We start from the raw sequence: 22,642 nt of genomic DNA on the forward strand, positions 1-22,642 counted from the left end.
GCTTTCCTCAACAACGGCAAAGGTGCCTGGTCATGTCTACACCTGTAATTCGCGGCGTTATCGGCTACACCATCACTCCCTTCACGGCAGACGGCTCGCTCGATCTGGAGGCCCTGGGCACATCCATCGACAGCCTGATTGCAGGCGGCGTGCACGCCATCGCACCGCTGGGCAGCACCGGCGAAGGGGCCTACCTGTCCGACAGCGAATGGGAAACCGTGGTGCGCTTTAGCCAGGCACGCATCGCCGGGCGTGTGCCCAGCGTGGTCAGCGTCTCTGACCTGACCACTGCCCGCACCGTGCAGCGTGCCCGCCTGGCACAGGCCTGCGGCGCCACGGCAGTGATGGTGCTGCCCATCTCGTACTGGAAGCTCACCGAAGCCGAAGTGGTCGCCCACTACAAGGCGGTCGGCGCCGCCATCGACATCCCGATCATGCTGTACAACAACCCGGGCACCAGTGGCACCGACCTGTCGGTGGAGCTGATCCTGCGCATACTCGACGAGGTGCCCAATGTGACCATGGTCAAGGAAAGCACCGGTGACATTCAGCGCATGCACCGCCTGTTCACCACTACCGAAGGCCAAGTGGCGTTCTATAACGGTTGCAACCCGCTGACCCTGGAAGCCCTGGTGGCCGGCGCCACCGGCTGGTGCACCGCCGCCCCCAACCTGATCCCGGCACTGAACCTGGCGCTGTGGGACGCCGTGCAGCAAGGCCAGCTGGCCGAAGCCCGCACGCTGTTCTACCGCCAGTATGAGCTGCTGGAGTACATCACCCGCCGAGGCCTGCCCACCACCATCAAGGCCGGTTTGAAACTGCTCGGCCAGGATGTCGGCGCCCCGCGCCTGCCCCTGCAGCCGCTGGATGCGCAAGGCAACGCTTACCTGAAAAACCTGCTGGTAGCGTTGGCCAGCTGACCCTGAAACCTGCCCGTCAGCCTTCCGCTGGCGGGCAGCGCATTTCTATAGAAGCAGCCTTGCGCTGCTCTACCTGATCTTTACCAGAGGCAACCATGGACGCGCCTGTAGAAAGCTCTTCAACCCCTTTTCGGCTGGCAGACATCCTTCACCCCGTTGTGGCAGGGATCGTTTCGGTCATCGTCAACTACGGTGGCACCTTCATCCTGGTGTTCCAGGCGGCCAAGGTTGCCGGGCTGAGCCCCGAGCTGACGTCTTCGTGGGTATGGGCCGTGTCGATCGGCGTCGGCCTCAGCGGCGTTGCGCTGTCCTGGTACAGCCGCGCGCCGGTGATCACGGCCTGGTCCACGCCAGCCGCTGCGTTCCTGGTCACCGCCCTGGCCAATGTGCCCTACAGTGAAGCCATCGGTGCCTACCTGCTGTCGGCCGCCGGCTTCGTGGTGCTGGGGATTACCGGGTGCTTCGAGCGCCTGGTGCGGGTCGTCCCTGGCGGTATTGCAGCCGGGCTTCTGGCCGGCATCCTGTTGCAGTTCGGTATCGGTGCCTTTGCCAGCCTGTCGGTGGACCCGGCCCTGGCCGGGCTGCTGATTGCGGCCTATGTGGCATTCAAGCGTTTTACCGCCCGCTACGCCGTGGTCGGCATTCTGCTACTGGGCCTCGGCTACTTATTGCTGCAAGGGCAAGTGGGCCTGACCACACTCAAGCTGGAGTTCGCCTCTCCGGTATTCACCGCGCCCACCTTCTCCCTCAACGCTGCCCTCAGCGTGGCCCTGCCATTGTTCCTGATCACCCTCACCGGCCAGTACATGCCCGGCATGCTGGTACTGCGCAACGATGGCTTCACGACCAGCGCCAACCCGATCGTCGCGGTCACGGGCCTGGGGTCATTGCTGCTGGCGCCGTTCGGTTCGCATGCCTTCAACATCGCCGCCATCACCGCAGCCATCTGCACCGGCAAGGAAGCCCATGAAGACCCAGGCAAACGCTGGGTGGCAGGGATCGCCGCCGGTGTCTGCTACATCCTCGTGGGGGTGTTCGGGGTCACCCTGGCAAGTGTGTTCATGGCCCTCCCGGGCACGTTCATCACCACCCTGGCCGGCCTCGCCTTACTGGGCACCATCGGTGCCAGCCTGGCCAGCGCAATGGCCGATGCCCGCGCCCGCGAGGCGGCACTGATCACCTTTCTGGCGGCAGCCGCCAACATCAGCCTGTTCGGCATTGGCGGGGCCTTCTGGGGCCTGGTCATTGGTCTGCTGGCCCATGCCGCGCTGAACGGCCGCCTCCCCGCTTTCAGCGGCAACTCCCGCTGAGCGGGCTTCCTTTCACCTTGCCGTGCGCCAGCGGCGCACGCCGTACAACAGGTATCGACATGCCCCAAGCTGGCCCCAAGTTGCTTACCCAAGTGGCTGCCGTGCACTTCGTCAGCCATGTACACATCATGCTGATCCCGGCGTTATTGCCCGTGCTTCCCGGCCTGCTGGGGGTGGGCTTCGTCGAGCTCGGGGTGGCCTTGGCAGTATTCAACATCGTCTCCGCCCTGGTGCAGGCCCCGCTGGGTTACGCTGTCGACCACTATGGGGCGCGTAACGTGCTCAAGGCCGGGCTGTTGCTGGGCAGCCTCAGTTTCCTGCTGCTGGCGGCCAGCCCGGGGTATGCGGTATTGCTGGTGGCGATGGCCATGGCTGGCCTGGCCAATGGTGTGTACCACCCGGCCGACTACGCACTGCTGGCCAACGGCATCGAGCCCGCACGCCTGGGGCGGTCGTTCTCGATTCATACCTTTGCCGGATTTCTTGGCTCGGCGGTCACGCCGGCCGTATTCCTCGGTATCGCCGCTGTGTTCGGCACGCGGGCGGCCCTGACCGCAGGCGCCGTATTCGGAGTAGCGGCATTGCTGCTGATCTCGATACCAGGCAGCGGCGTGTACCGGGTCGCAGGGCCAGGCAAGCAAACAGGCGCTGGCCCGGTCGCAGCAACAGGCCGCGTGTGTTTGTTCACACCCATGATCGGCGTGCTGACGGTGTTGTTCATCCTGCTCAACCTGAGCACCAGCGCCATTGAAAAGTTTTCCGTCGCCGCACTCGTACAAGGCCAAGGCCTGACCCTGGCCTGGGCCAACACCGCGCTCACCGCCTTCCTGCTGTGCAGCGCAGCGGGCGTGCTGTGCGGTGGTGCCTTGGCCGACCGTACCCGGCGCCATGGCCTGGTGGCGGCACTGGCTTTCGCGGCAGCGGCCGCGTTGACCGCGCTGGTGGCCCTGGGGCTGCTGCACGGCTGGGCGCTGGTGATAGTGCTGGGTGCCATCGGCTTGCTGACCGGGATCATCGCCCCATCGCGGGACATGCTGGTCAAAGCGGCTGCACCGAAAGGCGCCGAGGGCAAAACGTTCGGGCTGGTGTCGACCGGGTTCAACATTGGTGGCGCCATCGGGCCGGTGGCGTTCGGCTGGATGCTCGACCAGCGCCTGCCAAACGGGATTTTCATTGCATCGGTCGTGTTCATGTTGCTGACGGTGCTGCTGACCCTGGCGCAAGAGGCGTACCTGGCCAGGGCCCGCAACGCAGAACGACTGGCGCGCGCCGTGTAGGTGCGGCCTTGGCCTGTCATTTGGGTCGTTCAGGATGCCGGGTTGGCATATACCACGCGCCCGCCTGCGCCCGGCCGATTGACGAACAACACATCCAGCACGCTGTTGCGCAAGCCCTTCAGCGCATTCCAGTTCGCCGAGGCATGCACGTACTTCTCGCACAGCAGCCGCTGTTCAGCCTCGCTCAACCCCGGCTGGTCCGTTTCACCCAAGGCAAACGCATGCAACTTGCGGCTGATCTCCAGCAAATCCTCCGGCAGCCTGTGCTCAGGCTGCTCGCCCAACGGCGCAAATGGCACGCCAGCCCGCACCGCCAGCGCTCGCATCACGCTCAAGTACACCCGGGACAACTGCCCCGCCACTTCCCGTTCACGGTACAACGCCGCATACACCTGCTTTTGCGCCTCATTTGGCCGGCCGCCGGCAAGGGGCGCCTCCCAGCTCACAACCTGCGGCCTGGGCTCGCGCCTGTCGGCATACGCCGACGCCAACAAGGCGCTTACCGTGGCATACACACGGCTTTGCTCGACACGCATGCCCACCGGTACACGCTGGGACTGCGGCTTGCACAGCAGCACCTGCTCCAGCATGGTTTCCGGATAACCGCCCCCGATATTCGAATGCACCCCCGGCAACACAATGTCGTGACCACTGCCCACCAGCGGAAAGTTATGCCGCTGCTCATCCCCCGCCACCAGCTGCACCACCTGCCGGGCAATGCCTGCCCCAAGGCCCAGGCGCAGGCCGCCCTGGCGGCTATCGGCAGGGTCGAAATCGCCCTGCAACGGCGCAATGATCGCTGCCACGGTGTCGAACAGGCCGATAAAGTTGATGGACGTGTCGCACGCTATCGGCAACAACCCACCCGCGCCATCCTGTAGCAGATTGGCCAGATGCCGTGCCGCCGCCGCCCCGCGGCTGAAACCGAACAGGTCGAACTCGACCCGCGTCACGGCTGCCTGCGGATGCGCCCGGCACCAGCCACGCAGTTGTTCGGCCATCCCCTGCAAAGTCTCGGCGACCCTCGCCTCAACACCCGTGCGCCCACGACCGGTGGCCGCGGCATAGGCATGGTCCGCCTCACCTGCCAGGGTACCCACGCCTTCCACGTAGCGTTTCAGAAACACCCGGGTGCCATCGGCATCAGCCTCACCCGCCGGATACAGGGCATGCAACAGGGCCACATTGCTCAGGGCATTGCCATAGCTGCCGCGCGGTTCATCCACGGCCATGGCATTGTGCCGATTGTTACCGGTGCCATCGAAAAACACGCCAAAACGCAGGGTGGCGGGTTTGGGGATTGGCGTGCTGCCGCTGCTCATTTTCATCATCGTGCCTTCTGCTTGCCTGAAAAGCACAAGCAGGCGCCAGCACGCCTTCACCGACCATCAGACAATGGCCAGCCCTACCTGGGACATTTCTGTACCGGCGAGCCCCCGTAACGATAAATTTACCCGCCGCCATTGGTCGCCGCCCCCCCGGATAGATTAAAGTATCAGCCCTTGCCAGGGCCGCTACCGTCAGCCGCCTCAGGCCCCACACCAGGAACCGTCGCCGATGGAACACCGTGAAGCGCTGATCGCGCTGCGCACCTTTCTTTCTTCCCAGATCCTAGGCCAGGAAAAACTGGTCGAGCGGCTGTTGATCGTGCTGCTGGCCGACGGCCACATGCTGGTGGAAGGCGCACCGGGCCTGGCCAAGACCAAGGCCATCAAAGAACTCGCCGAAGGCATCGAAGCACAGTTCCATCGCATCCAGTTCACCCCCGACCTGCTCCCTGCCGACATCACCGGCACCGAAATCTATCGCCCGGAAACCGGCAGCTTCGTGTTCCAGCAGGGGCCGATCTTCCATAACCTGGTACTGGCCGACGAAATCAACCGCGCCCCGGCCAAGGTGCAATCGGCACTGCTCGAAGCCATGGCCGAGCGCCAGGTCAGCGTGGGCCGCAGCACCTACGACCTGTCGCCGCTGTTCCTGGTCATGGCCACGCAGAACCCCATCGAGCAGGAAGGCACCTACCCGCTGCCCGAAGCCCAGCTCGACCGGTTTCTGATGCATGTAAAAATCGGCTTCCCCGACGCTGCGGTGGAGCGGCGCATCCTGGCGCAAGCCCGTGGCGAAGCCCTGGGCGGCGAGACCAAGCCCGAGCGCCGGGTCAGCCAGCAGGCCATCTTCGCCGCGCGCAAGGAAATCCTCGGCCTGTACATGGCCGACGCGGTGGAGGAATACCTGGTGCAGCTGGTCATGGCCACCCGCACCCCGGCCAAGTTCGACGCCGAGCTGGCCGACTGGATCGCCTACGGCGCCAGCCCGCGCGGTTCCATCTCGCTGGACCGCTGCGCGCGTGCCCATGCCTGGCTGGCCGGGCGCGACTTTGTCAGCCCTGAAGACATCCAGGCGGTGCTGTTCGACGTGCTGCGCCACCGCATCATCCTTTCGTTCGAGGCCGAGGCGGCAGGGATCGACCAGGACCGCGTGGTCCAGCGCATCCTCGACGTCGTCGCCGTTGCCTGAGCCCATGCCCACCGCGCAGCTGGCCGAGCCCGGCATCCGCATCGGCCTTGCCGAGCTGATCGACATGCGTCACCGCGTGCGCGAAATCCAGCTGTTTTCCAAGCCCGGCCAGCGCAGCCCGCTGGTGGGCCTGCACCATTCCAAGCTGCGCGGGCGCGGGGTGGACTTCGACCAGGTGCGCGTGTACCAGGCCGGCGACGATGTGCGCAACATCGACTGGCGGGTGACCGCGCGCACCCAGGAGCCGCACACCAAGCTGTTCCACGAAGAGCGCGAGCGGCCGATCTTCATCCTCGTCGAGCAAAGCCAGCGGCTGTTTTTCGGCTCGGGGCTGATGTTCAAGTCGGTATTGGCGGCACAGGCCGCTGCCCTGTTCGGTTGGGCCGCGCTCGGCCACAACGACCGCATCGGCGGGTTGGTGTTCGGCGACAACGAACACCACGAAATCAAACCTCGGCGCAGCAAGCAAAGCCTGCTGCAACTGCTCAACCGCCTGGCCAAGGTCAACCAGGCACTGCACACCGAAGCCACGCCCGGGGCCGACAGCCTCGGCCTGGCCCTGCGCCGCGCCCGCGAAGTGCTGCGCCCCGGCAGCCTGGCCATCGTGATTTGCGATGAACGCTCGCTTAGCGCCCAGGTGGAGCAGCACCTGGCCAGGCTCTCGCGCCATTGCGACCTGCTGTTGCTACCGGTGTCCGATCCACTCGACCATGCCCTGCCGGCCGCCGGCCTGCTGCGCTTCGCCCAGCGTAGCGCCCAGCTGGAGCTCGACACCCTCGACGCCAACCTCCGCCAGGCCTACCGCCAGCAGGCCGAAGCACGCATCGAGCGCTGGGAGCTGATGGCGCAGAAGCTGCGTGTGGTCCTGATGCCACTGAGCACGCAAAGCGAAATGATCGAGCAACTGCGCGAGTACCTGAACGCTCAGCGGCCACGGAGCGCGTCATGAACCCTCTCGACCAGTTGCACCCACTGATCGACCCGGCACCTATCGGTTTATGGCCACCGGCACCGGGCTGGTGGCTGTTGCTGGCCCTACTGCCGCTACTGGGCTGGGGCCTGTGGCGGCTGCGCCGCTGGCGCCCGGGCAAACGCCGCATCGTGCGTGCCGAGCAACCGCTCGACCCGGTGCGCGTGGCCGCCCTGGCCGAACTGGCCCTCCTGCCACGCCCCTACGATGGCGCACCGGCCGGCGCCTGGCTGCAACAGATCAACGCCCTGCTCAAGCGCCTGTGCCGCAACCACTATCCCGGTGCCAACAGCCACACCCTCAATGGCCGCCAATGGCTGGCGTTTCTCGACAACCGCTGCCCGGCCGCCGGCCTGACCCGCTGGATGGTGCTGGTCGAAGGCGCCTACAAACCCGAGTGCAAGCTCGACGACAAAGCCATCGCCGGGCTCAGCCAGGCCGTGGAAACCTGGATCCGCAAGCATGTTTGAACTGGCCTGGCCGTGGGTCTTCGCGCTGCTACCGCTGCCATGGCTGGCACGCCTGCTGCTGCCTGCAGCCGACAGCGGCGAGCCGGTGCTCAAGGTGGGCTTCCTCAACGAACTGGAAGGCCTGGCCGGGCGCCGCGCACGGCTCAACCTGCCAACCTGGCGCCAGCAGGCACCGTTCGTGGTCATCTGGCTGTTGCTGCTGTGCGCGGCTGCCCGCCCGCAGTGGCTGGGCGATCCGGTGCCGGTGGCCGCCAGCGGCCGCGACCTGCTGGTGGCGGTGGACGTGTCCGGGTCGATGGACTTCCCCGACATGCAGTGGAAGAACGAAGACATCAGCCGCCTCGACCTGGTCAAGGCGCTGATGGGCGACTTTCTGCAGGACCGCGAAGGTGACCGCGTGGGCCTGATCCTGTTCGGCAGCCAGGCCTACCTGCAGGCGCCGCTCACCTTCGACCGACGCACCGTGCGCACCTTCCTCGACGAAGCACAAATCGGCATCGCCGGTAAAAACACCGCCATCGGCGACGCCATCGGCCTTGCGGTCAAACGCCTGCGCCAGCGGCCGGCACAAAGCCGGGTGCTGATACTGATTACGGACGGTGCCAACAACGGCGGGCAAATCCACCCGCTGACCGCCGCCCGCCTGGCAGCCCAGGAAGGCGTGCGCATCTATACCATCGGCATCGGTGCCAACCCCGAAGCCAGTGGCACCCCCGGCCTGCTCGGCCTCAACCCAAGCCTGGACCTGGACGAAGCCTCGCTCAAGGAAATCGCCGACATCAGCCACGGTGCCTATTTCCGTGCCCACGACGGCGCCGAACTGGACGCCATCGGCGACACACTCGACCAGTTGGAACCGGTCGCCCAGCAACCCACCCAGGCACGTACGGCCCAGGCGCTGTACGCCTGGCCATTGGCCCTGGCGCTGTTGCTCAGCGTGCTGCTGGTGGTGGCCGTGCAATGGCCCGACAACCTGCTGCAACGCCTGCTGCGCAAACCGCGCTTCCTGCAGCCGCACCCGGAATGGCGCCAACGCCTGAAGCGCTTGCGCCTGAGGAGGCGGCGATGATCGAACTGTGGCCCCAATGGCTGCGCCCACTCTGGCTGCTGGCCTTGCCCCTGCTCGGCTGGCTGCTGTTCAAGCTGTGGCACCGGCGTAAGCGCGCCGGGCGCTGGCAGATGATTCTGCCGCCAGCATTCCATGGCGTATTGCTGGGCGGCGGCAACGGTAGCACCAGCAAACTGCCATGGGTGGCGCTGGGGCTGGCGTGGGCACTGGTGATCCTGGCCCTGCTCGGGCCCAGCTGGCAGCGCGTGGAAGAAAACCGCCAACGCCCGGCAGACCCACTGGTGATCCTGCTGGAACTTACCCCGCAAATGCTGGCCGAGGACAGCCCGCCCAACCGCCTGGAGCAGGCCCGGCGCAAAATACTCGACCTGCTTGAACACCGCCGCGACAGCCAGACCGCGCTGGTGGTGTATGCCGGTTCCGCACACACACTGGTGCCGCTGTCCGATGACCTGGCCACCACCCGCAACCTGCTGGAGGCCATCGACCCGTCGATCATGCCGCAAGCTGGCCAACGCGCCGACCTGGCCGTGCAAAAAGGCCTGGCGCTACTGGCCCAGAGCGGCCTGGGCCAAGGCCGTTTGCTGCTGATCGGCTCGTCGCTCAGTGCCCCGGAGCGCCAAGGCATCAGCCAGGCCCTCGGCCGCCAGGGCCCCAGCCTGTTGATGCTGGGCATCGGCAGCCGCGAAGGCGCCCCGGTGCGCCAGGCCAATGGCGAATACCTCAAGGATGAGCAAGGCGGCATCCTGCTGCCGCGCCTGGACAGTGCCGGCCTCAAGGGCTTTATCAGCGGCACCGGGGGGCGCTACCGGCATGCCCGCGTCGACGACCTGGACCTGCGCGGCCTGGGCTTGTTCGATAACCCGCGCACTGCGCGCAATGACGGCCAGACCCTGCAACTGGACAGTTGGGCTGACCAGGGTTACTGGCTGCTGATCCCGCTGTTGCTGCTGGCTGCCTGCGCAGGCCGGCGGGGCTGGCTGTTCTGCCTGCCGCTGCTGCTGGCCCTGCCACAGCCCAGCCAGGCCTTCGAGTTCAACGACCTGTGGCTGCGTCCCGACCAGCAAGGCCAGCGCCTGCTGGAACAGAACCGCCCGGCCAGCGCCGCACGTCACTTCCAAAACCCGCAGTGGCGCGGCATGGCCCTGTACCAGGCCGGCGACTATGCCGGTGCCGCCGAGGCGTTTTCCCATGGCGACACGGCAGCTGCCCACTACAATCGAGGCAATGCCCTGGCCCGCAGCGGCGAACTGGAGGCCGCCCTGGACGCCTACGAGCAAGCCCTGGAGCGCCAACCCGACCTGCAAGCGGCGCTGGACAACCAGGCGCTGGTGCAGCAACTGTTGCAACAGCGCGAGGCCAAGGCCGAAGAACAGCCAGCCAGCAGCGACGCCCAAGGCACACCCGGCAGCGAAACCGAGGGCAACAGTAGCTCGGCCAGCAGCCCCACCCAGGGCACACCCGGCAACGACGAACAAGCCAGCGCCGAACAACCCGGCGAAGACAGCAACAACAGCCAGGCAGCGCCCGGTAACCAGGCGGGCGCCGATGACAGCGTGATCCAGCCGCCGCAGCGCCCGGTATCGACCAATCTCGATGCCGAACAACGCCAGGCCCTGGAACAATGGCTGCGGGAGATCCCCGACAACCCGGCGGAGCTGCTGCGGCGCAAATTCTGGTATGAACAGCAATTGCATCAGGAAACCCCACGATGAGTCGCTTCGGCGTCTTGCTTCTCACCCTGCTGTGGGCCGTGCTGGCCCAGGCTGAACCGCTGCTGCAAGCCAGCGTAGACCGTACCCGCCTGGAAGCTGGCGAAAGCCTGGAACTGACCCTGGAAAGCCAGGACGTGACCCAGTTCGGCAAGCCCGACCTGCGCGCCCTGGAAGGTGACTTCGAGGTACGCGGCACGCGCCAGCTGAACAGCCTGCACACCCTCGATGGCGAAACCCGCGCCAGCACCCGCTGGATCATTACCCTGCTGCCGCGGCGCAGCGGCAGCCTGCGCATTCCTGAGCTGCAACTGGGCCAGTCGCACAGCCAGGCCATCGAGCTGCAAGTGCTGCAGGCCGATGCCAGCCGGCCAGACAGCGCCTCTCAGGTATTCATCGAGGCAACCCTCGACAGTACCGACGTCTACGTCCAGGCCCAGGCCATGCTGACCCTGCGCATCTACCACTCGGTAGCGCTGTACGACGACAGCAGCCTGAGCCCGTTGCAACTGGATAACGCCAAGGTCGAGCCGCTGGGCGAATCGCGCACCTATGAAAAGGAAATCAACGGCGTACGCCACGGCGTGATCGAAACCCGCTATGCCGTGTATGCCCAGCAAAGCGGCACCCTCGACATCCCGCCGTTGACCTTCACCGCCACAGCCGCCGCCAGCAGCGACGAAAACGCGCAGGCCAATGCCACGGCCCGCGCCGGCCACCAGGTGCAGGTGAGTTCACTGCCGCTGCGCCTGACCGTGCGCCCCATTCCGGCCACATGGCCCGCAGGCGTACCTTGGTTGCCGGCGCGCAGCCTGACGCTGGAGGAACACTGGAACCCCGACCCCGGCAACCAGCAAGTGCAGATTGGCGACTCGCTGACCCGCAACATCACCCTGCGTGCCGAAGGTTTGTCCAGCACCCAGCTGCCGCCACTGCCGGCCACCGAAATCACCGGTTTGCGCCGCTACCCCGACCAGCCACTGCTACGCAACGAAATCAGCGACCGTGGCATGACCGCCAACCGCGAAGAGCGCGAAGCCTTGGTGCCCACCCACGCCGGCACGCTGGCCCTGCCGGCGCTGGAAGTGGCCTGGTGGAACACCCGCGAAGACCACCTGGAGCACACCAGCCTGCCAGCGCGCACCCTGAACGTGCAGGACAACCCGGCATTGAGCGCCGACACCCCGGTAGGTGACAACAGCAGCGCCAGTACCCTGCTGTGGCCCTGGCAGCTGGCCACCTTGGTGTTCGCCCTCACCACCGTGCTGGGCTTCGCCCTGTGGTGGCGCGCCCGCTCACAACCGGCGGTGCTGCGCGCCGCGCAGAACGGGCCAAGCCCACGCACCCTGCTGGACGACCTCAAGCGCGCCTGCCAGGCCAACGACCCTCAGGCCACCCGCCAGGCGCTGGACGCCTGGGCCCGGCAACAGCCGGAAACCCTGGCCGAGATGGCGGCGCGGTTCGTGCCATTGTCGAATGCGCTGGATGGGTTGAACGGGGCGCTGTACAGCGAGAGTGGCCAGTATTGGCAGGGTGAGGAATTGTGGCGGGCGATTGGTACCATTCCGCCGGCTGAGCAGGTGTTGCTGCCGGCCGGGGAGAATGGCGGGCTGCCGCCGCTTTATCCCAAGTAATTGGCGACCTGAGCCGGCCTCTTCGCAGGTAAACCCGCGCCTACAAATGCGCGCCTATCTTGAACAACGTCTCCAGCACCTCTCAGTCGTGCAGTCGTTTGAACAGGCGGGGCCGGATTCCGTACTCCATCAACGTTATCAACAGATTCCAACATTGGCGGGAAGGGATCAGCAGGATTCTGGAGTGCATCGATCATTGGCGTCTCAGGTACACGCAGATTTCCCAACGCTATCTTTTGTCTTTTAGGTAGGTGCTGAAATGCAGAGCTTGCCAAGGATCTAGCTATGGCTAATTGCTGCTGGTGCAGCGTCTGGTTAGCCCCGCTATTGTTGGCAATCGTGTTTGCGACTATTTGGTTACCCAGCTTGTTGTACTGTTTCATGAGCCTCTGTGGGGAAGGCGGATTTTTTGATGGTTTTCTAAATGCAATCCGTGTAGGGGCGTTTCGTATGAATGCCTCCCCTGCATGTCCATCAGGGTCGCGCTGATTAACAGGATCATTCAGACAGTACACATAGCTATTACTCCCACCCTCTCCAAACGGGCTGAAGTTGTCCGGTGACAGAAAGCGCATGAGCACAGGGCTGAACGCACGATACCCATTGCCCAGCAGATAACTCGCCAACTCAACGGCAAGCCGCTCGCCATTGAAACCAAGCACTGTCCTTCTCGATGACCGTTCGGAATATCCGTATGCCATATAGACCTGTACCAAAATCATCGCCTCGCTTCAGGTAGGTGAGCCAGTTGCAGGCTCCTCAAACACAATTTTTCAGCCACAAGCAACTGCAACGCAACTGACAAAAATGCCAGCCAAGCGCGATGCATGTGCGAGCTGGCTTGCCAGCGATGGGCTGCGCAGCAGCCCCACGCTTGGGTTACCATACCGCCCTTTCCCCGCTTGCCCGACTCGACACCCACAGGTCATCCATGCGTCTGTTTCATACCTCCGACTGGCACCTGGGCCAAAGCCTGCACGGCCAGGAACGCGACTTCGAACACGCCTGCTTCCTCGACTGGTTGCTCGGCCAGCTGCGCCTGCGCCAGCCGGATGCGCTGCTGATCGCGGGCGATATCTTCGACACGGTCAACCCGCCGGTCAAAGCCCAGGAACGCCTCTACGACTTCATCGTCCGAGCCCACGAACAGCAGCCCAAGCTGGATATCGTGATGATCGCCGGCAACCACGACTCGGGCTCGCGCATCGAGTTGCCCGCCGCCTTGATGCGCCGCCTGCGTACCCATGCGCTGGGCCGTGTGCATTGGCTGGACGAAGGCCAGCTGGATGCCGAGCGCCTGTTGATTCCGCTGACCAATGGCCGTGGCAAGGTCGCGGCCTGGTGCCTGGCCCTGCCCTTCCTGCGCCCGGCCGAAGTGACTGGCCCGCACCTGGGTGACGACTACCTGCAAGGCATTACTCAGGTACACCAGCAACTGATCGCCGCCGCGCAAAAAAAACGCAAGAAAGACCAGGCGCTGATAGCCATCAGCCATGCGCACATGGCCGGTGGGGCGGTGTCGGAGGACTCCGAGCGCAGCCTGATCATCGGCAACGCCGAGGCGCTGCCGGCCAAGCTGTTCGACAAGGCCATCAGCTACGTTGCCCTGGGCCACCTGCACAAGCCGCAGAAGGTCAACCGCGAAGAACGTATCCGCTACAGCGGCTCGCCGATCCCGCTGTCGTTTGCCGAAATCAACTACCCGCACCAGGTGCTGGAAGTGGAGCTGGACGGCAGCGGCCTGGTCAGCGTCGAGCCGCGCCCGGTACCGCGCGCCGTGGCCCTGCAACGGGTTGGCCCGGCACCGTTGGGCGAACTGCTGCAGCAACTGGCTGACCTGCCGGTAGTCGACCTGCTCGAAGACCCCAACCGCCAGCCCTGGCTAGAAGTGCGGGTGATACTGGACGAGCCGCAACCCGACCTGCGCCAGCAGATCGAAACCGCCCTGGAAGGCAAAGCCGTGCGACTGATCCGCATCAGCGCCGAATACGCCGGCCGTACCCACGCCGAAGACGATGACCTGGCCTTTGTCGAACTGGCCCAGATGACCCCGCAAGACCTGTTCAGCCGCGCCTGGGAACAGGCCTACGGCAACCCCGCCGACGAACAGGCCCTGGCCGACTTTGCCCTGCTGTTGCAGGACGTGCAGCAGGAAGAAGAGCAGCCATGAAGATTCTCGCCATCCGCCTGAAAAACCTGGCATCGCTGGCCGGCCCGATAGACATCGATTTCACCGCAGAACCCTTGGCCAGTGCCGGCCTGTTCGCCATCACCGGGCCGACCGGGGCCGGCAAAAGCACCCTACTCGACGCCCTGTGCCTGGCGCTGTTCGGCACCGTGCCCCGGCTCAATGACATCGGCCGCGAGGCCAAGGTGCCGGACGCCGAGGGCGAAATACCCACGTCCGACCCACGCAACCTGCTGCGCCGCGGCACCGGCAGCGGCTTTGCCGAAGTTGATTTCGTCGGCATCGATGGCCGCCGCTACCGCGCCCGCTGGGAAGCCAACCGCGCCCGCGACAAAGCCAACGGCAAACTTCAGCTGAGCCGTCAGAGTTTCTATGACCTGGACAGCGAGCAAGTGCTGGCTAGCGCCAAGAACGAGTACAAGCAACTCATCGAAGCCCGCCTCGGACTGAACTTCGAGCAGTTCACCCGCGCCGTGATGCTGGCCCAGAGCGAGTTCGGGGCCTTCCTCAAGGCTGACGACAAAGAGCGCAGCGAACTGCTGGAAAAGCTCACCAACACCGCCATCTACACCCGCTTGGGCCAACGCGCCTTCAGCAAGGCCCGTGAAGCCGGTGAAGCCCACAACGCCCTGAAGGACCGTGCCAGCCACCTGCTGCCAATGGCCGCTGAAGCCCGCGCCGAGCTAGACCAGCGCCTGGTGCAAGCGCAGCAGCAGTTCAAGGCCGACCAGGCCGACGAGCGTCAGCTGGAGCAGCAGCGCAACTGGTTGAATGAACAACGCCAACTGCAGGCCCAGTACACCGAAGCCGGCACCGCGCTGCAGGCCGCCGAGCAGGACTGGCAGCAACTGGCCGAACCTCGCCTGGACCTCGTTCGCCTGGAGCGTTTGGCGCCGCAGCGTCACCAGTTCCATCGCCAGCAAACGCTGACCGCTCAACTGGCGCCAGTCGCAGCGACGATCGCTGAACAGCAACAGCAACAAACTGAGTTGCTACGGCGTACCCGTGAACTTGAACAGGCACTGGACAATGCCCGCCAAGCGCTGGCCGACAACCAGGCCCGGCACGGTGAAAACGCCCCGCGCCTGCGCCAGGCCTTTGCCGCCCAGGACAACCTGGCCCGCCTGGACCAGGAACTGGCCGCGCAGCGCAGCAGCAGCGAACAGGCCGCACAGCACGTTGCCGACGGCCAGCAACAGTTACAGCAGCTGGAGCACAACCAGCAACGCAGCGTGCAGCAACTGGCCCAGATCGACACCGCGCTCGCCGACAGCCAGCACCTGGCGGGCCTGGCCGATGCCTGGCATGCCTACCTGCCGCAACTGAAGCAGGTGATGCTGATCGGCGGCCGTCTGGCCAAGGGCCGTGAGGAACTGCCTGGCCTGCAAGCTTTGGCCAGCCAGGCCAATGCGCACTTGCAGGCCGAACGCGACACCTACGACCTGCTGTTCCGCGAAGCCAAGGCCGAACCGCACGCCCTGGCGGAACAGATCGACCTGCTGGGCGGCATGCTGCAGGACAACCGCAAGCAGCATCGCGCCGTTGAACAGCTGTCGCGCCTACATGGCCGCGAAATGGAGCTGCGCCAGCACCTGGACGCCGTGCGCGAGCGGCAACAGCAAGCCATGCAGCAGCGCCAGCAGCTGATTACCGAGGGCACCGCCGCCAAGGCCAAGCTGGAAGCCGCCGGACAGGCACTTGACCTTACCCGTCAGCTGCTGGAGCGCCAGCGTCTGGCGCGCAATACCAGCGTTGAAGAACTGCGTGGCCAGTTGCGCGATGGCGAACCCTGCCCGGTATGCGGCAGCGCCGAGCACCCGTTCCATCAACCCGAAGCACTGCTGCAAAGCCTGGGACGTCACGACCAGGCCGAGGTGGCCGCCGCGCAGAAGCAGGTGGAAACCCTCAACAGCAAACTGGTGGAGCTGCGCACCCAGTTGGGTGTGGTCAACGCCCAGCTCAAAGACTATCAGCAGCAACAACTGCAACTGGGCGAGCAACTGCAGACTCAAGTAGCCGAGGTGCAGGCACATAGCCTGTGGCCTGCTCTCGCCCCGCAGGACGACAAGGCCCGCAGCACCTGGCTCGACAGCCAGTTGCGACGCCTGGACGAAGAAATCGGCAAGGACGAGAAGCGTCAGAGCGCCCTGCTCGCCCTGCAAAAAGAGGCAGCCCGCCTCAATCAGCAACTGCAGGCCGCCCACGAAGCGCAACAGCAGGCCCAGCGCCACCTGGAGCAACAGCACCAGGCTCTGGCCAACGACGAGCAGCAACTGCAGCAAGGCCTCGGCGACCTGGCCGGCGTATTGCCCGAAGAAGCCGTCAAGGCCTTGAGCGACGACCCGGCCAATGCCTTCCTTGCCCTGGACCAACAGATCGCCCAGCGCCTGCAACAACTGGAGCAACGCAAGGACGAACTGGAGGAACAGCAAGCCCGTCAGGCCCAACTGGACAAGCTGCGCGACCAGCAACAGGCACGTATACAAGGCCAGCAGCAGTTGCTGCAGACACTGACCGCCCTCGACGAGCAACGCCAGCAGGCCCAGGCCTGCCTCGGCGAACTGCTTGGCGAACACACCAGTGCCGAAGCCTGGCAGCAGCACATGGACACCACGCTGGAACAGGCCCGCGCCCTCGACGCCGACACCGCCCAACGCCTGCAAGCGTTGCGCACCCAGGGCGTGCAGCTGGCCAGCGAACTCAAAGCCAACATCCAGCAGCAACAGGCACTGGACACCGAGTGCCAGCAGTTGCAGGGCCAGATCAGCCAGTGGCGCAGCGAGCACCCGGAGCTGGATGACGACGGGCTGGATCGCCTGCTGGCCATGGATGACACGCACGTCCATGAATTGCGCCAACGCCTGCAAGGCGCGGAAAAGGCCATCGAACAAGGCCGCGTACTGCTGCAGGAACGTGCGCAACGCCTGCAACAGCACGCCGCGCACATGACCGTGGACACTTCGGCCGAAGCTCTGGAGCAAGCCCTGACCGCGCTGCGCGAACGCCTGGCCAACCACGAACAGCAGTGCGCCGAACTGCGCGCCCAGCAGGCCGACGACCACCGTCGCCAGCAGGCCCATCAGGCACTGGCGGCCGAAATCGAACAGGCTCATCAGCAGTGGCAACGCTGGGCTCGCCTGAACGCGTTGATCGGTTCGGCCTCGGGCGATGTGTTCCGCAAGATTGCCCAAGGCTACAACCTCGACTTGCTGCTGCACCACGCCAACGCCCAGCTGCGTCAGCTAGCCCGCCGTTACCGCCTCAAGCGTGGCGGCAGCGCCCTCGGCCTGCTGGTGCTGGACACCGAGATGGGCGATGAGCTGCGCTCGGTACACTCGCTGTCGGGCGGGGAAACCTTCCTGGTGTCGCTGGCCCTGGCCTTGGGCCTGGCATCGATGGCCTCCAGTACCCTGCGCATCGAATCGCTGTTCATCGACGAAGGCTTCGGCAGCCTGGACCCCGAGTCGCTGCAACTGGCGATGGACGCGCTCGACGGCCTGCAGGCCCAAGGCCGCAAGGTGGCAGTGATCTCCCATGTGCAGGAAATGCACGAGCGCATTCCGGTACAGATCCAGGTGCGTCGCCAGGGCAATGGCCTGAGTGACGTGGAGGTGTGCGGGTGATCCTCTACTCGTTCCGCCGCTGCCCTTGGGCCATGCGTGCGCGCCTGGCCCTGCGCTATGCCGGCTGCGAGTTAGAAATCTGCGAGGTGGCGATGAAGAACAAGCCGGCAGAGCTGCTGGCCTTGTCGCCCAAGGGCACGGTGCCGGTGCTGGATACCGGTGCCGGGGTGCTCGAAGAGAGCCTGGACATCATGCGCTGGGCGCTGGCACAAAACGACCCGCAGGACTGGCGCTTGCAGGCAGCCCCTGCGGCGGCGCAGGTGGCTGACGGGCTGATTGCGCGGAACGACAGCACGTTCAAGGCGCAGGTAAACCTGTACAAGTATGCCGAACGTTACCCGGAGCATTCCCGCGAGCATTACCGTCAGCAGGCCGAAGCCTGGCTGGCGGAGCTTGAAGGCTTGCTTGAACGCCGGCCTTATCTGTTGGCTGATCACCCGAGCCTTGCCGATGCCGCGTTGCTGCCCCTGATGCGCCAGTTTGCCGGGGTCGAACCGCAGTGGTTCGCCGAGGCGGCTTATCCGCGGGTGCGGAGCTGGCTGGAGGGGTGGCTGGCTTCGGAGTTGTTCAAGGCAATCATGGTTCGCTGAACAACCAATCGGCTGAAAATGGGGTTGCTGTGGGAGCGGGCTTGCCCGCGAAGCAGGCACCGCGGTGGATGGCACCGGCTTTGCCGGTATTCACGGGCAAGCCCGCTCCCACAGAGACCTCACATAGGCCGAATCAGTGATACTGCTTGCTGCTGAGGGCCGCATGGAAGTTCGCGCTCTGGCGCAGGTACTGCTCGGTGTAGCTGTGAGTGACAGCAGCCTTGCCGCTGCTGTCGGCATGGGCATGGGCCGGCAGTACGACCGAAGCGGAAATGGCGGATGCGGCAATGACCGGGAAGAGATTGAAGTTCATCTGGGCTGACCTCGACGGCGGTGGTTTGACGGTGGCCCGTTTGGGCCTTGGGTCAAACTTACGCCGCCGAGGCCGAACGCAAAAATTCATTGCGGCAGTATCGATTATCACGCCGATCGATATCACTCGATGAACTTGAGGTCCGATGGGGCATCCTGTTTCAACGTCTGCACCGTCTCCAGCAGCTTGCCACTGCGCGGATCGCGACGTATCACCACGATCTGGTTGCTCTTCTGGTTGGCCACCAGCAGGAAGTTGTCACTCGGAGCGAGGGCAAATTCCCTGGGGTGATCGCCTTCCACAGAACGACGTTGCAGGAAGGTCAGCTGACCGTCCTGCTTGCCTACGCTGAACACCACGATCTCGTTGGCGGTGCCGCGGTTGCTGACGTACAGGAAACGACCGTCCGCCGAAAGGTGCAGGCCGCCCGCCGCCTTGGCCGCAGCTTCTTGCTGTTCGGTCAGCGGCAGGCGCTGGCGTTCGAGTAGGGCATCGTCCTTGACGTCGAACATCACCACTTCACCGCTCATTTCCAGCGTCAGGTAGGCATGCCGGCCCTTGGCGTCGAACAGCAGGTGGCGTGGCCCGCTGCCGGGTGGCAGGTCTACCGAGGCCGGAATGGCTGGGCTCAACGGCTGGTCCGGGCTGGCACCGTCGTAGCGGTAGATGAACACCTTGTCTGCGCCCAGGTCGCTGGCATACAGATGCTGGCCGTTGGGCGACAACACCAGCGAATGCACATGGGCCCCTGCCTGGCGTTCGGGGTTGACGCCACTTGGCTTGTGCCGTAGTTGCTGCACAACCTGCTTGAGCTTACCGTCCTTGGCCACCGAGATTACCACCAGGCTGCCACCCGGGTCGGGGTTGACCGCATAGTTGGCTACAAACAGGAAACGCTGGTCACGGCTGATACTGGCGTGCGTCGGCTCGTCGCCTTTGCTGGCCACCTGATTGAGCGGTTTGATCTCGCCCTTGGCACTGACAGTGAAACTGCTAGCGTGGCCACCCGGGGTTTCATTGACCGCGAACAGCAGGCGCTGATCGGCGGACAGCACCAGCCATGAGGGGCTGACGCTTTTCACCACCTGCTGCGGCGTGGGGTCGATGTGGCCGCGCTTGTCGTCGAACTGGTAGCGGTAGATACCCTGGCTGGCGCCATCGGTGTAACTGCCCACCAGCAAGGTAGCGGCGTGGGCGTGAATAGTCAGGCTCATCAGGCTAGCGGTCAGCAGGCTCGTCCAGATCCGGTTCATCTTGGTCGTCGTCCGGGGCACGAAAGGCACTCATACAGACTAGCCGATGCTCGCCATCGGCATCGTTGAGTTGCCATTCATCACCCGTCGCGATGGCGGCGGCGACTTGCTCGGGAGTGAAGGACCAGCGGCGCAGCTGACGGCCGTCCATGCATTCGACGGTGAGGCCGGATTCGTCGGCGGTGAAGTCGAAGGCGTGCAGGCCATCGATCAGGAGCATGTCGCAGGTTTGCAGGGCGGTGGCGAGGGGGGACATGGGGGTACCTGTGAGAGATGTGGCGCCATTATAACCCCGGGGCTGCTTTGCAGCCCATCGCAGGCAAGCCAGCTCCCACAGGGATCGCATCGACCTCAAGGCCTGTGCAGTCCCTGTGGGAGCTGGCTTGCCTGCGATGGGCCGCAAAGCGGCCCCGTTCAATCAATGGGCGAAAATCGAGCCACCCTCCTTGCCCACCATTTTCTCCGGCTTGATCAGGAACCGCGCCAGCGCCGGCAGCAGCCACAACGCGCCAAACATGTTCCACAGCAACATGAAGGTCAGCATCAGCCCCATGTCCGCCTGGAACTTGATCGCCGAGAAGATCCAGGTGCACACGCCAATGGCCAGGCACAAGCCGGTGAACAACACGGCTTTACCGGTCGAACGCAGGGTCTGGTAATAGGCCTCCTGCAACGGCAGCCCGGCACGCAGGAAGCTTTCCAGGCGGCTGTAGATGTAGATGCCGTAGTCCACGCCAATACCCACACCCAGCGCCACCACCGGCAGGGTCGCCACTTTCACCCCGATGCCCATGTAGGCCATCAGCGCGTTGCCCAGCACCGAGGTCAACACCAAGGGCAACACAATGCACAGGGTGGCGGCAAACGAGCGGAAGGTGATCAGGCACATCACCGCCACACAGATGTAAACCAGGATCAGGATGGTCAGCTCGGCCGACTTGATCACTTCGTTGGTCGCCGCTTCAATCCCGGCGTTACCCGCCGCCAGCAGGAACTGAAGGCCTTCCTTGTTGTGGCTGTCGGCAAACGCCTTTGCTACGGCAGTGACCCGCTCCAGGGTCTCGGCCTTGTGGTCGTTGAGGAACACCAGCACCGGCGCCAGCGAGCAGTCGCCGTTGTACAGGCCATCGGCACGGGCAATGGAGTTGTTGAGGATGTCCGGGTTGCGCGACAGGGTCTCCCATTTCAGGCTGCCCTCGTTCATGCCCTTGATCACCTGCTTGGACACGGTCACCAGGGAAATCGCCGACTGCACGCCCGGGGTGTTCTGCATGGTCCACATCAGCTCGTCGATCGGTGCCATGGTCGAGTGGATCGAGCACTGCTCCGGCGGGGTCTTGACCATGATCACCAGCACGTCGGAGCTGGTGGAATAGTTGCTGATGATGAAGCTGTTGTCCTGGTTGTAGCGCGAATCGGGGCGAAGCTCTGGCGCGCCCTGGTCGAGGTCACCGATTTTCAGGTTCTGGCTGTACCACAGGCCACCGGCAAAGGCGACCAGCGCCAGCACCACCGACACCGGCGCCACCTTGGCACTGGCAAAGTTCGACAGCAGACGCCAGAACGGGTGTTCGCGGGTGGCGTCCTTCTTGCTGCGTTCGATGGCCTTCTTGCTGATGCCAACGTAGGAAATGGCCACCGGCAGCAGGATCAGGTTGGTGAACACGATCACCGCCACGCCGATGGAGGCGCCGATGGCCAGCTCGCGGATCACGCCAATGTCGATGATCAGCAGGGTGATGAAGCCTACGGCGTCGGCGAGGATGGCGATCATCCCCGGCAGGAACAGCTGGCGGAAGGTGCGACGCGCCGCCGTGAGGGCGTTATCCGCGTCGCTCGACTGCAAGGCAATGCCATTGATCTTCTGCACCCCGTGGGAAATGCCGATGGCGAAAATCAGGAACGGCACCAGCATCGAGTACGGGTCCAGGCCAAAGCCCACCGCATGCATCAGCCCCAGCTGCCACACCACTGCCACCAGGGTGGTGATGAGCACGGCGATGGTGCTGCGGATGCACCAGGTGAACCAGTACAACAGCACCCAAGTGATCGCCAGAGCAACGCCGAAGAACATTGCCACCATCACCAGGCCGTCGATCAGGTCGCCAACTTTCTTGGCGAAGCCGACGATGTGCACCTTCACGTTGGGGTTCTGGGCCTGGAACTTGTCACGGATCTTTTCTTCCAGCAGGTGCGAGAACTGCTGGTAGTCCAGCTTCACCTGCTTGCCCGGGTCTTGCGGGTCGGGGTAGCTCTCCAGCAGTGGCACGTCGACGATGCTGGACTTGAAGTTGTTGCCCACCAGCCGCCCCACCTGGCCGGACTTGAGCACGTTGTCGCGCAGGGTGTCGAGGCTGTCCTGCGAACCGTTGTAGGTGTTGGGGATCACCTCGCCACCGGAAAAGCCCTCTTCGGTAACCTCGCTCCAGCGCACGCTGGGGCTCCACAGCGATTTGAGCCCGGCACGGTCGACACCCGGGATGTAGAACACCTCGTCATGGACCTGGCGCAGGGTCTCCATGTAGTCCTTGTCGAAGATGTCGCCGTTCACTGCCTCGACCGAGATGCGCACGGTGTTGCCGAGGTTGGCCAGGTCGTTGCGGTGCTCCATCATCTGCTCGATGAACGGGTGCTGCAGCGGGATCATCTTCTCGAAGCTGGTGGAGGGGCGAATCTGCGTGGCCTGCCAGAACAGGAAAATGCTCACCAGTACGCACAGGGCGATGACCACGGGGCGGTGGTTGAAGATCAAGCGTTCAAGCAGCGTGGCCTTGTCCTGGTGGTGCGGGTGCATGG

18 protein-coding genes are annotated in these 22,642 nt (G+C 64.6%); 12 read left to right on the plus strand and 6 right to left on the minus strand.

Annotated features, from left to right (window positions below; all coding sequences use genetic code 11):
* Positions 1-32 precede the first annotated feature (32 nt).
* From ACF8MI_RS18905 to ACF8MI_RS18915, 3 genes are all read left to right on the plus strand, one after another.
* Complete coding sequence (locus ACF8MI_RS18905; protein ID WP_200929197.1) at positions 33-920, plus strand: dihydrodipicolinate synthase family protein; 888 nt, start codon at positions 33-35, stop codon at positions 918-920.
* Between the two features lie 95 nt (positions 921-1,015).
* Complete coding sequence (locus ACF8MI_RS18910; RefSeq protein ID WP_060498814.1) at positions 1,016-2,230, plus strand: benzoate/H(+) symporter BenE family transporter; 1,215 nt, start codon at positions 1,016-1,018, stop codon at positions 2,228-2,230.
* A gap of 59 nt (positions 2,231-2,289) precedes the next feature.
* Entirely contained in the window at positions 2,290-3,507 is a 1,218-nt protein-coding gene (locus ACF8MI_RS18915; RefSeq protein ID WP_200929196.1) for an MFS transporter, read from the plus strand.
* 29 nt (positions 3,508-3,536) lie between these two features.
* Here the strand turns inward: ACF8MI_RS18915 and ACF8MI_RS18920 are convergent, their stop codons facing one another.
* Positions 3,537-4,838: a DUF2235 domain-containing protein gene (locus ACF8MI_RS18920; RefSeq protein WP_200929195.1), complete on the minus strand. Its 1,302-nt coding sequence runs from the start codon at positions 4,836-4,838 to the stop codon at positions 3,537-3,539.
* Between the two features lie 226 nt (positions 4,839-5,064).
* Between ACF8MI_RS18920 and ACF8MI_RS18925 the strand changes: the two genes are divergently transcribed.
* From ACF8MI_RS18925 to ACF8MI_RS18950, 6 genes are read left to right on the plus strand one after another with little or no spacing between them, the layout of a single operon-like run.
* Entirely contained in the window at positions 5,065-6,024 is a 960-nt protein-coding gene (locus ACF8MI_RS18925) for a MoxR family ATPase (RefSeq protein ID WP_016714824.1), read from the plus strand.
* Positions 6,025-6,028: 4 nt separating this feature from the next.
* Positions 6,029-6,973 (plus strand): DUF58 domain-containing protein, encoded by a 945-nt coding sequence (locus ACF8MI_RS18930; protein WP_392517713.1) that lies wholly within the window; start codon positions 6,029-6,031, stop codon positions 6,971-6,973.
* Positions 6,970-7,464: a DUF4381 domain-containing protein gene (locus tag ACF8MI_RS18935; protein WP_016714822.1), complete on the plus strand. Its 495-nt coding sequence runs from the start codon at positions 6,970-6,972 to the stop codon at positions 7,462-7,464. Before ACF8MI_RS18930 ends, ACF8MI_RS18935 begins: the two co-directional genes overlap by 4 nt.
* On the plus strand, positions 7,457-8,533 hold the full coding sequence (locus ACF8MI_RS18940; protein WP_200929194.1) for a VWA domain-containing protein: 1,077 nt from the start codon (positions 7,457-7,459) through the stop codon (positions 8,531-8,533). Before ACF8MI_RS18935 ends, ACF8MI_RS18940 begins: the two co-directional genes overlap by 8 nt.
* The gene (locus tag ACF8MI_RS18945) at positions 8,530-10,248 is read left to right on the plus strand and encodes a tetratricopeptide repeat protein (RefSeq protein ID WP_060498810.1); all 1,719 of its coding nucleotides are present in this window, start codon (positions 8,530-8,532) and stop codon (positions 10,246-10,248) included. The genes ACF8MI_RS18940 and ACF8MI_RS18945 overlap by 4 nt, the downstream gene beginning before the upstream one ends.
* Positions 10,245-11,879: a BatD family protein gene (locus ACF8MI_RS18950; RefSeq protein ID WP_060498809.1), complete on the plus strand. Its 1,635-nt coding sequence runs from the start codon at positions 10,245-10,247 to the stop codon at positions 11,877-11,879. The genes ACF8MI_RS18945 and ACF8MI_RS18950 overlap by 4 nt, the downstream gene beginning before the upstream one ends.
* On the opposite strand, the gene ACF8MI_RS18955 is transcribed toward ACF8MI_RS18950, so the two are convergent.
* Positions 11,867-12,601, minus strand: a complete 735-nt coding sequence (locus ACF8MI_RS18955) for an RHS repeat-associated core domain-containing protein (protein WP_200929192.1) — start codon at positions 12,599-12,601, stop codon at positions 11,867-11,869. The two genes, ACF8MI_RS18950 and ACF8MI_RS18955, sit on opposite strands and share 13 nt — an antisense overlap.
* Positions 12,602-12,810: 209 nt before the next feature.
* Between ACF8MI_RS18955 and ACF8MI_RS18960 the strand changes: the two genes are divergently transcribed.
* Genes ACF8MI_RS18960 through ACF8MI_RS18970 form a run of 3 tightly spaced genes read left to right on the plus strand, consistent with a single transcriptional unit; the run spans position 12,811 to position 18,280 of the window.
* Positions 12,811-14,049, plus strand: a complete 1,239-nt coding sequence (locus tag ACF8MI_RS18960) for an exonuclease SbcCD subunit D C-terminal domain-containing protein (RefSeq protein ID WP_060498808.1) — start codon at positions 12,811-12,813, stop codon at positions 14,047-14,049.
* Positions 14,046-17,690, plus strand: a complete 3,645-nt coding sequence (locus ACF8MI_RS18965; RefSeq protein WP_200929191.1) for an AAA family ATPase — start codon at positions 14,046-14,048, stop codon at positions 17,688-17,690. The genes ACF8MI_RS18960 and ACF8MI_RS18965 overlap by 4 nt, the downstream gene beginning before the upstream one ends.
* Positions 17,687-18,280, plus strand: coding sequence for a glutathione S-transferase (locus tag ACF8MI_RS18970; RefSeq protein WP_060498806.1), 594 nt, complete (start codon positions 17,687-17,689; stop codon positions 18,278-18,280). The genes ACF8MI_RS18965 and ACF8MI_RS18970 overlap by 4 nt, the downstream gene beginning before the upstream one ends.
* Before the next feature lie 133 nt (positions 18,281-18,413).
* Here ACF8MI_RS18970 and ACF8MI_RS18975 read toward each other — a convergent pair whose 3' ends face one another.
* From ACF8MI_RS18975 to ACF8MI_RS18990, 4 genes are all read right to left on the minus strand, one after another.
* Positions 18,414-18,593 carry a hypothetical protein gene (locus tag ACF8MI_RS18975; protein ID WP_104835278.1) on the minus strand — a complete coding sequence of 60 codons (180 nt, stop codon included), beginning with the start codon at positions 18,591-18,593 and terminating at the stop codon, positions 18,414-18,416.
* 122 nt (positions 18,594-18,715) lie between these two features.
* Positions 18,716-19,846 carry a lactonase family protein gene (locus ACF8MI_RS18980; protein WP_104835279.1) on the minus strand — a complete coding sequence of 377 codons (1,131 nt, stop codon included), beginning with the start codon at positions 19,844-19,846 and terminating at the stop codon, positions 18,716-18,718.
* Positions 19,812-20,102 (minus strand): DUF5629 family protein, encoded by a 291-nt coding sequence (locus ACF8MI_RS18985; protein WP_016714876.1) that lies wholly within the window; start codon positions 20,100-20,102, stop codon positions 19,812-19,814. Before ACF8MI_RS18985 ends, ACF8MI_RS18980 begins: the two co-directional genes overlap by 35 nt.
* Positions 20,103-20,264: 162 nt before the next feature.
* Positions 20,265-22,640: an RND family transporter gene (locus tag ACF8MI_RS18990; RefSeq protein ID WP_060498803.1), complete on the minus strand. Its 2,376-nt coding sequence runs from the start codon at positions 22,638-22,640 to the stop codon at positions 20,265-20,267.
* Between the last annotated feature and the right edge of the window lie 2 nt (positions 22,641-22,642).

Source organism: Pseudomonas sp. yb_9, assembly GCF_043103635.1.
GTDB lineage: Bacteria > Pseudomonadota > Gammaproteobacteria > Pseudomonadales > Pseudomonadaceae > Aquipseudomonas > Aquipseudomonas monteilii.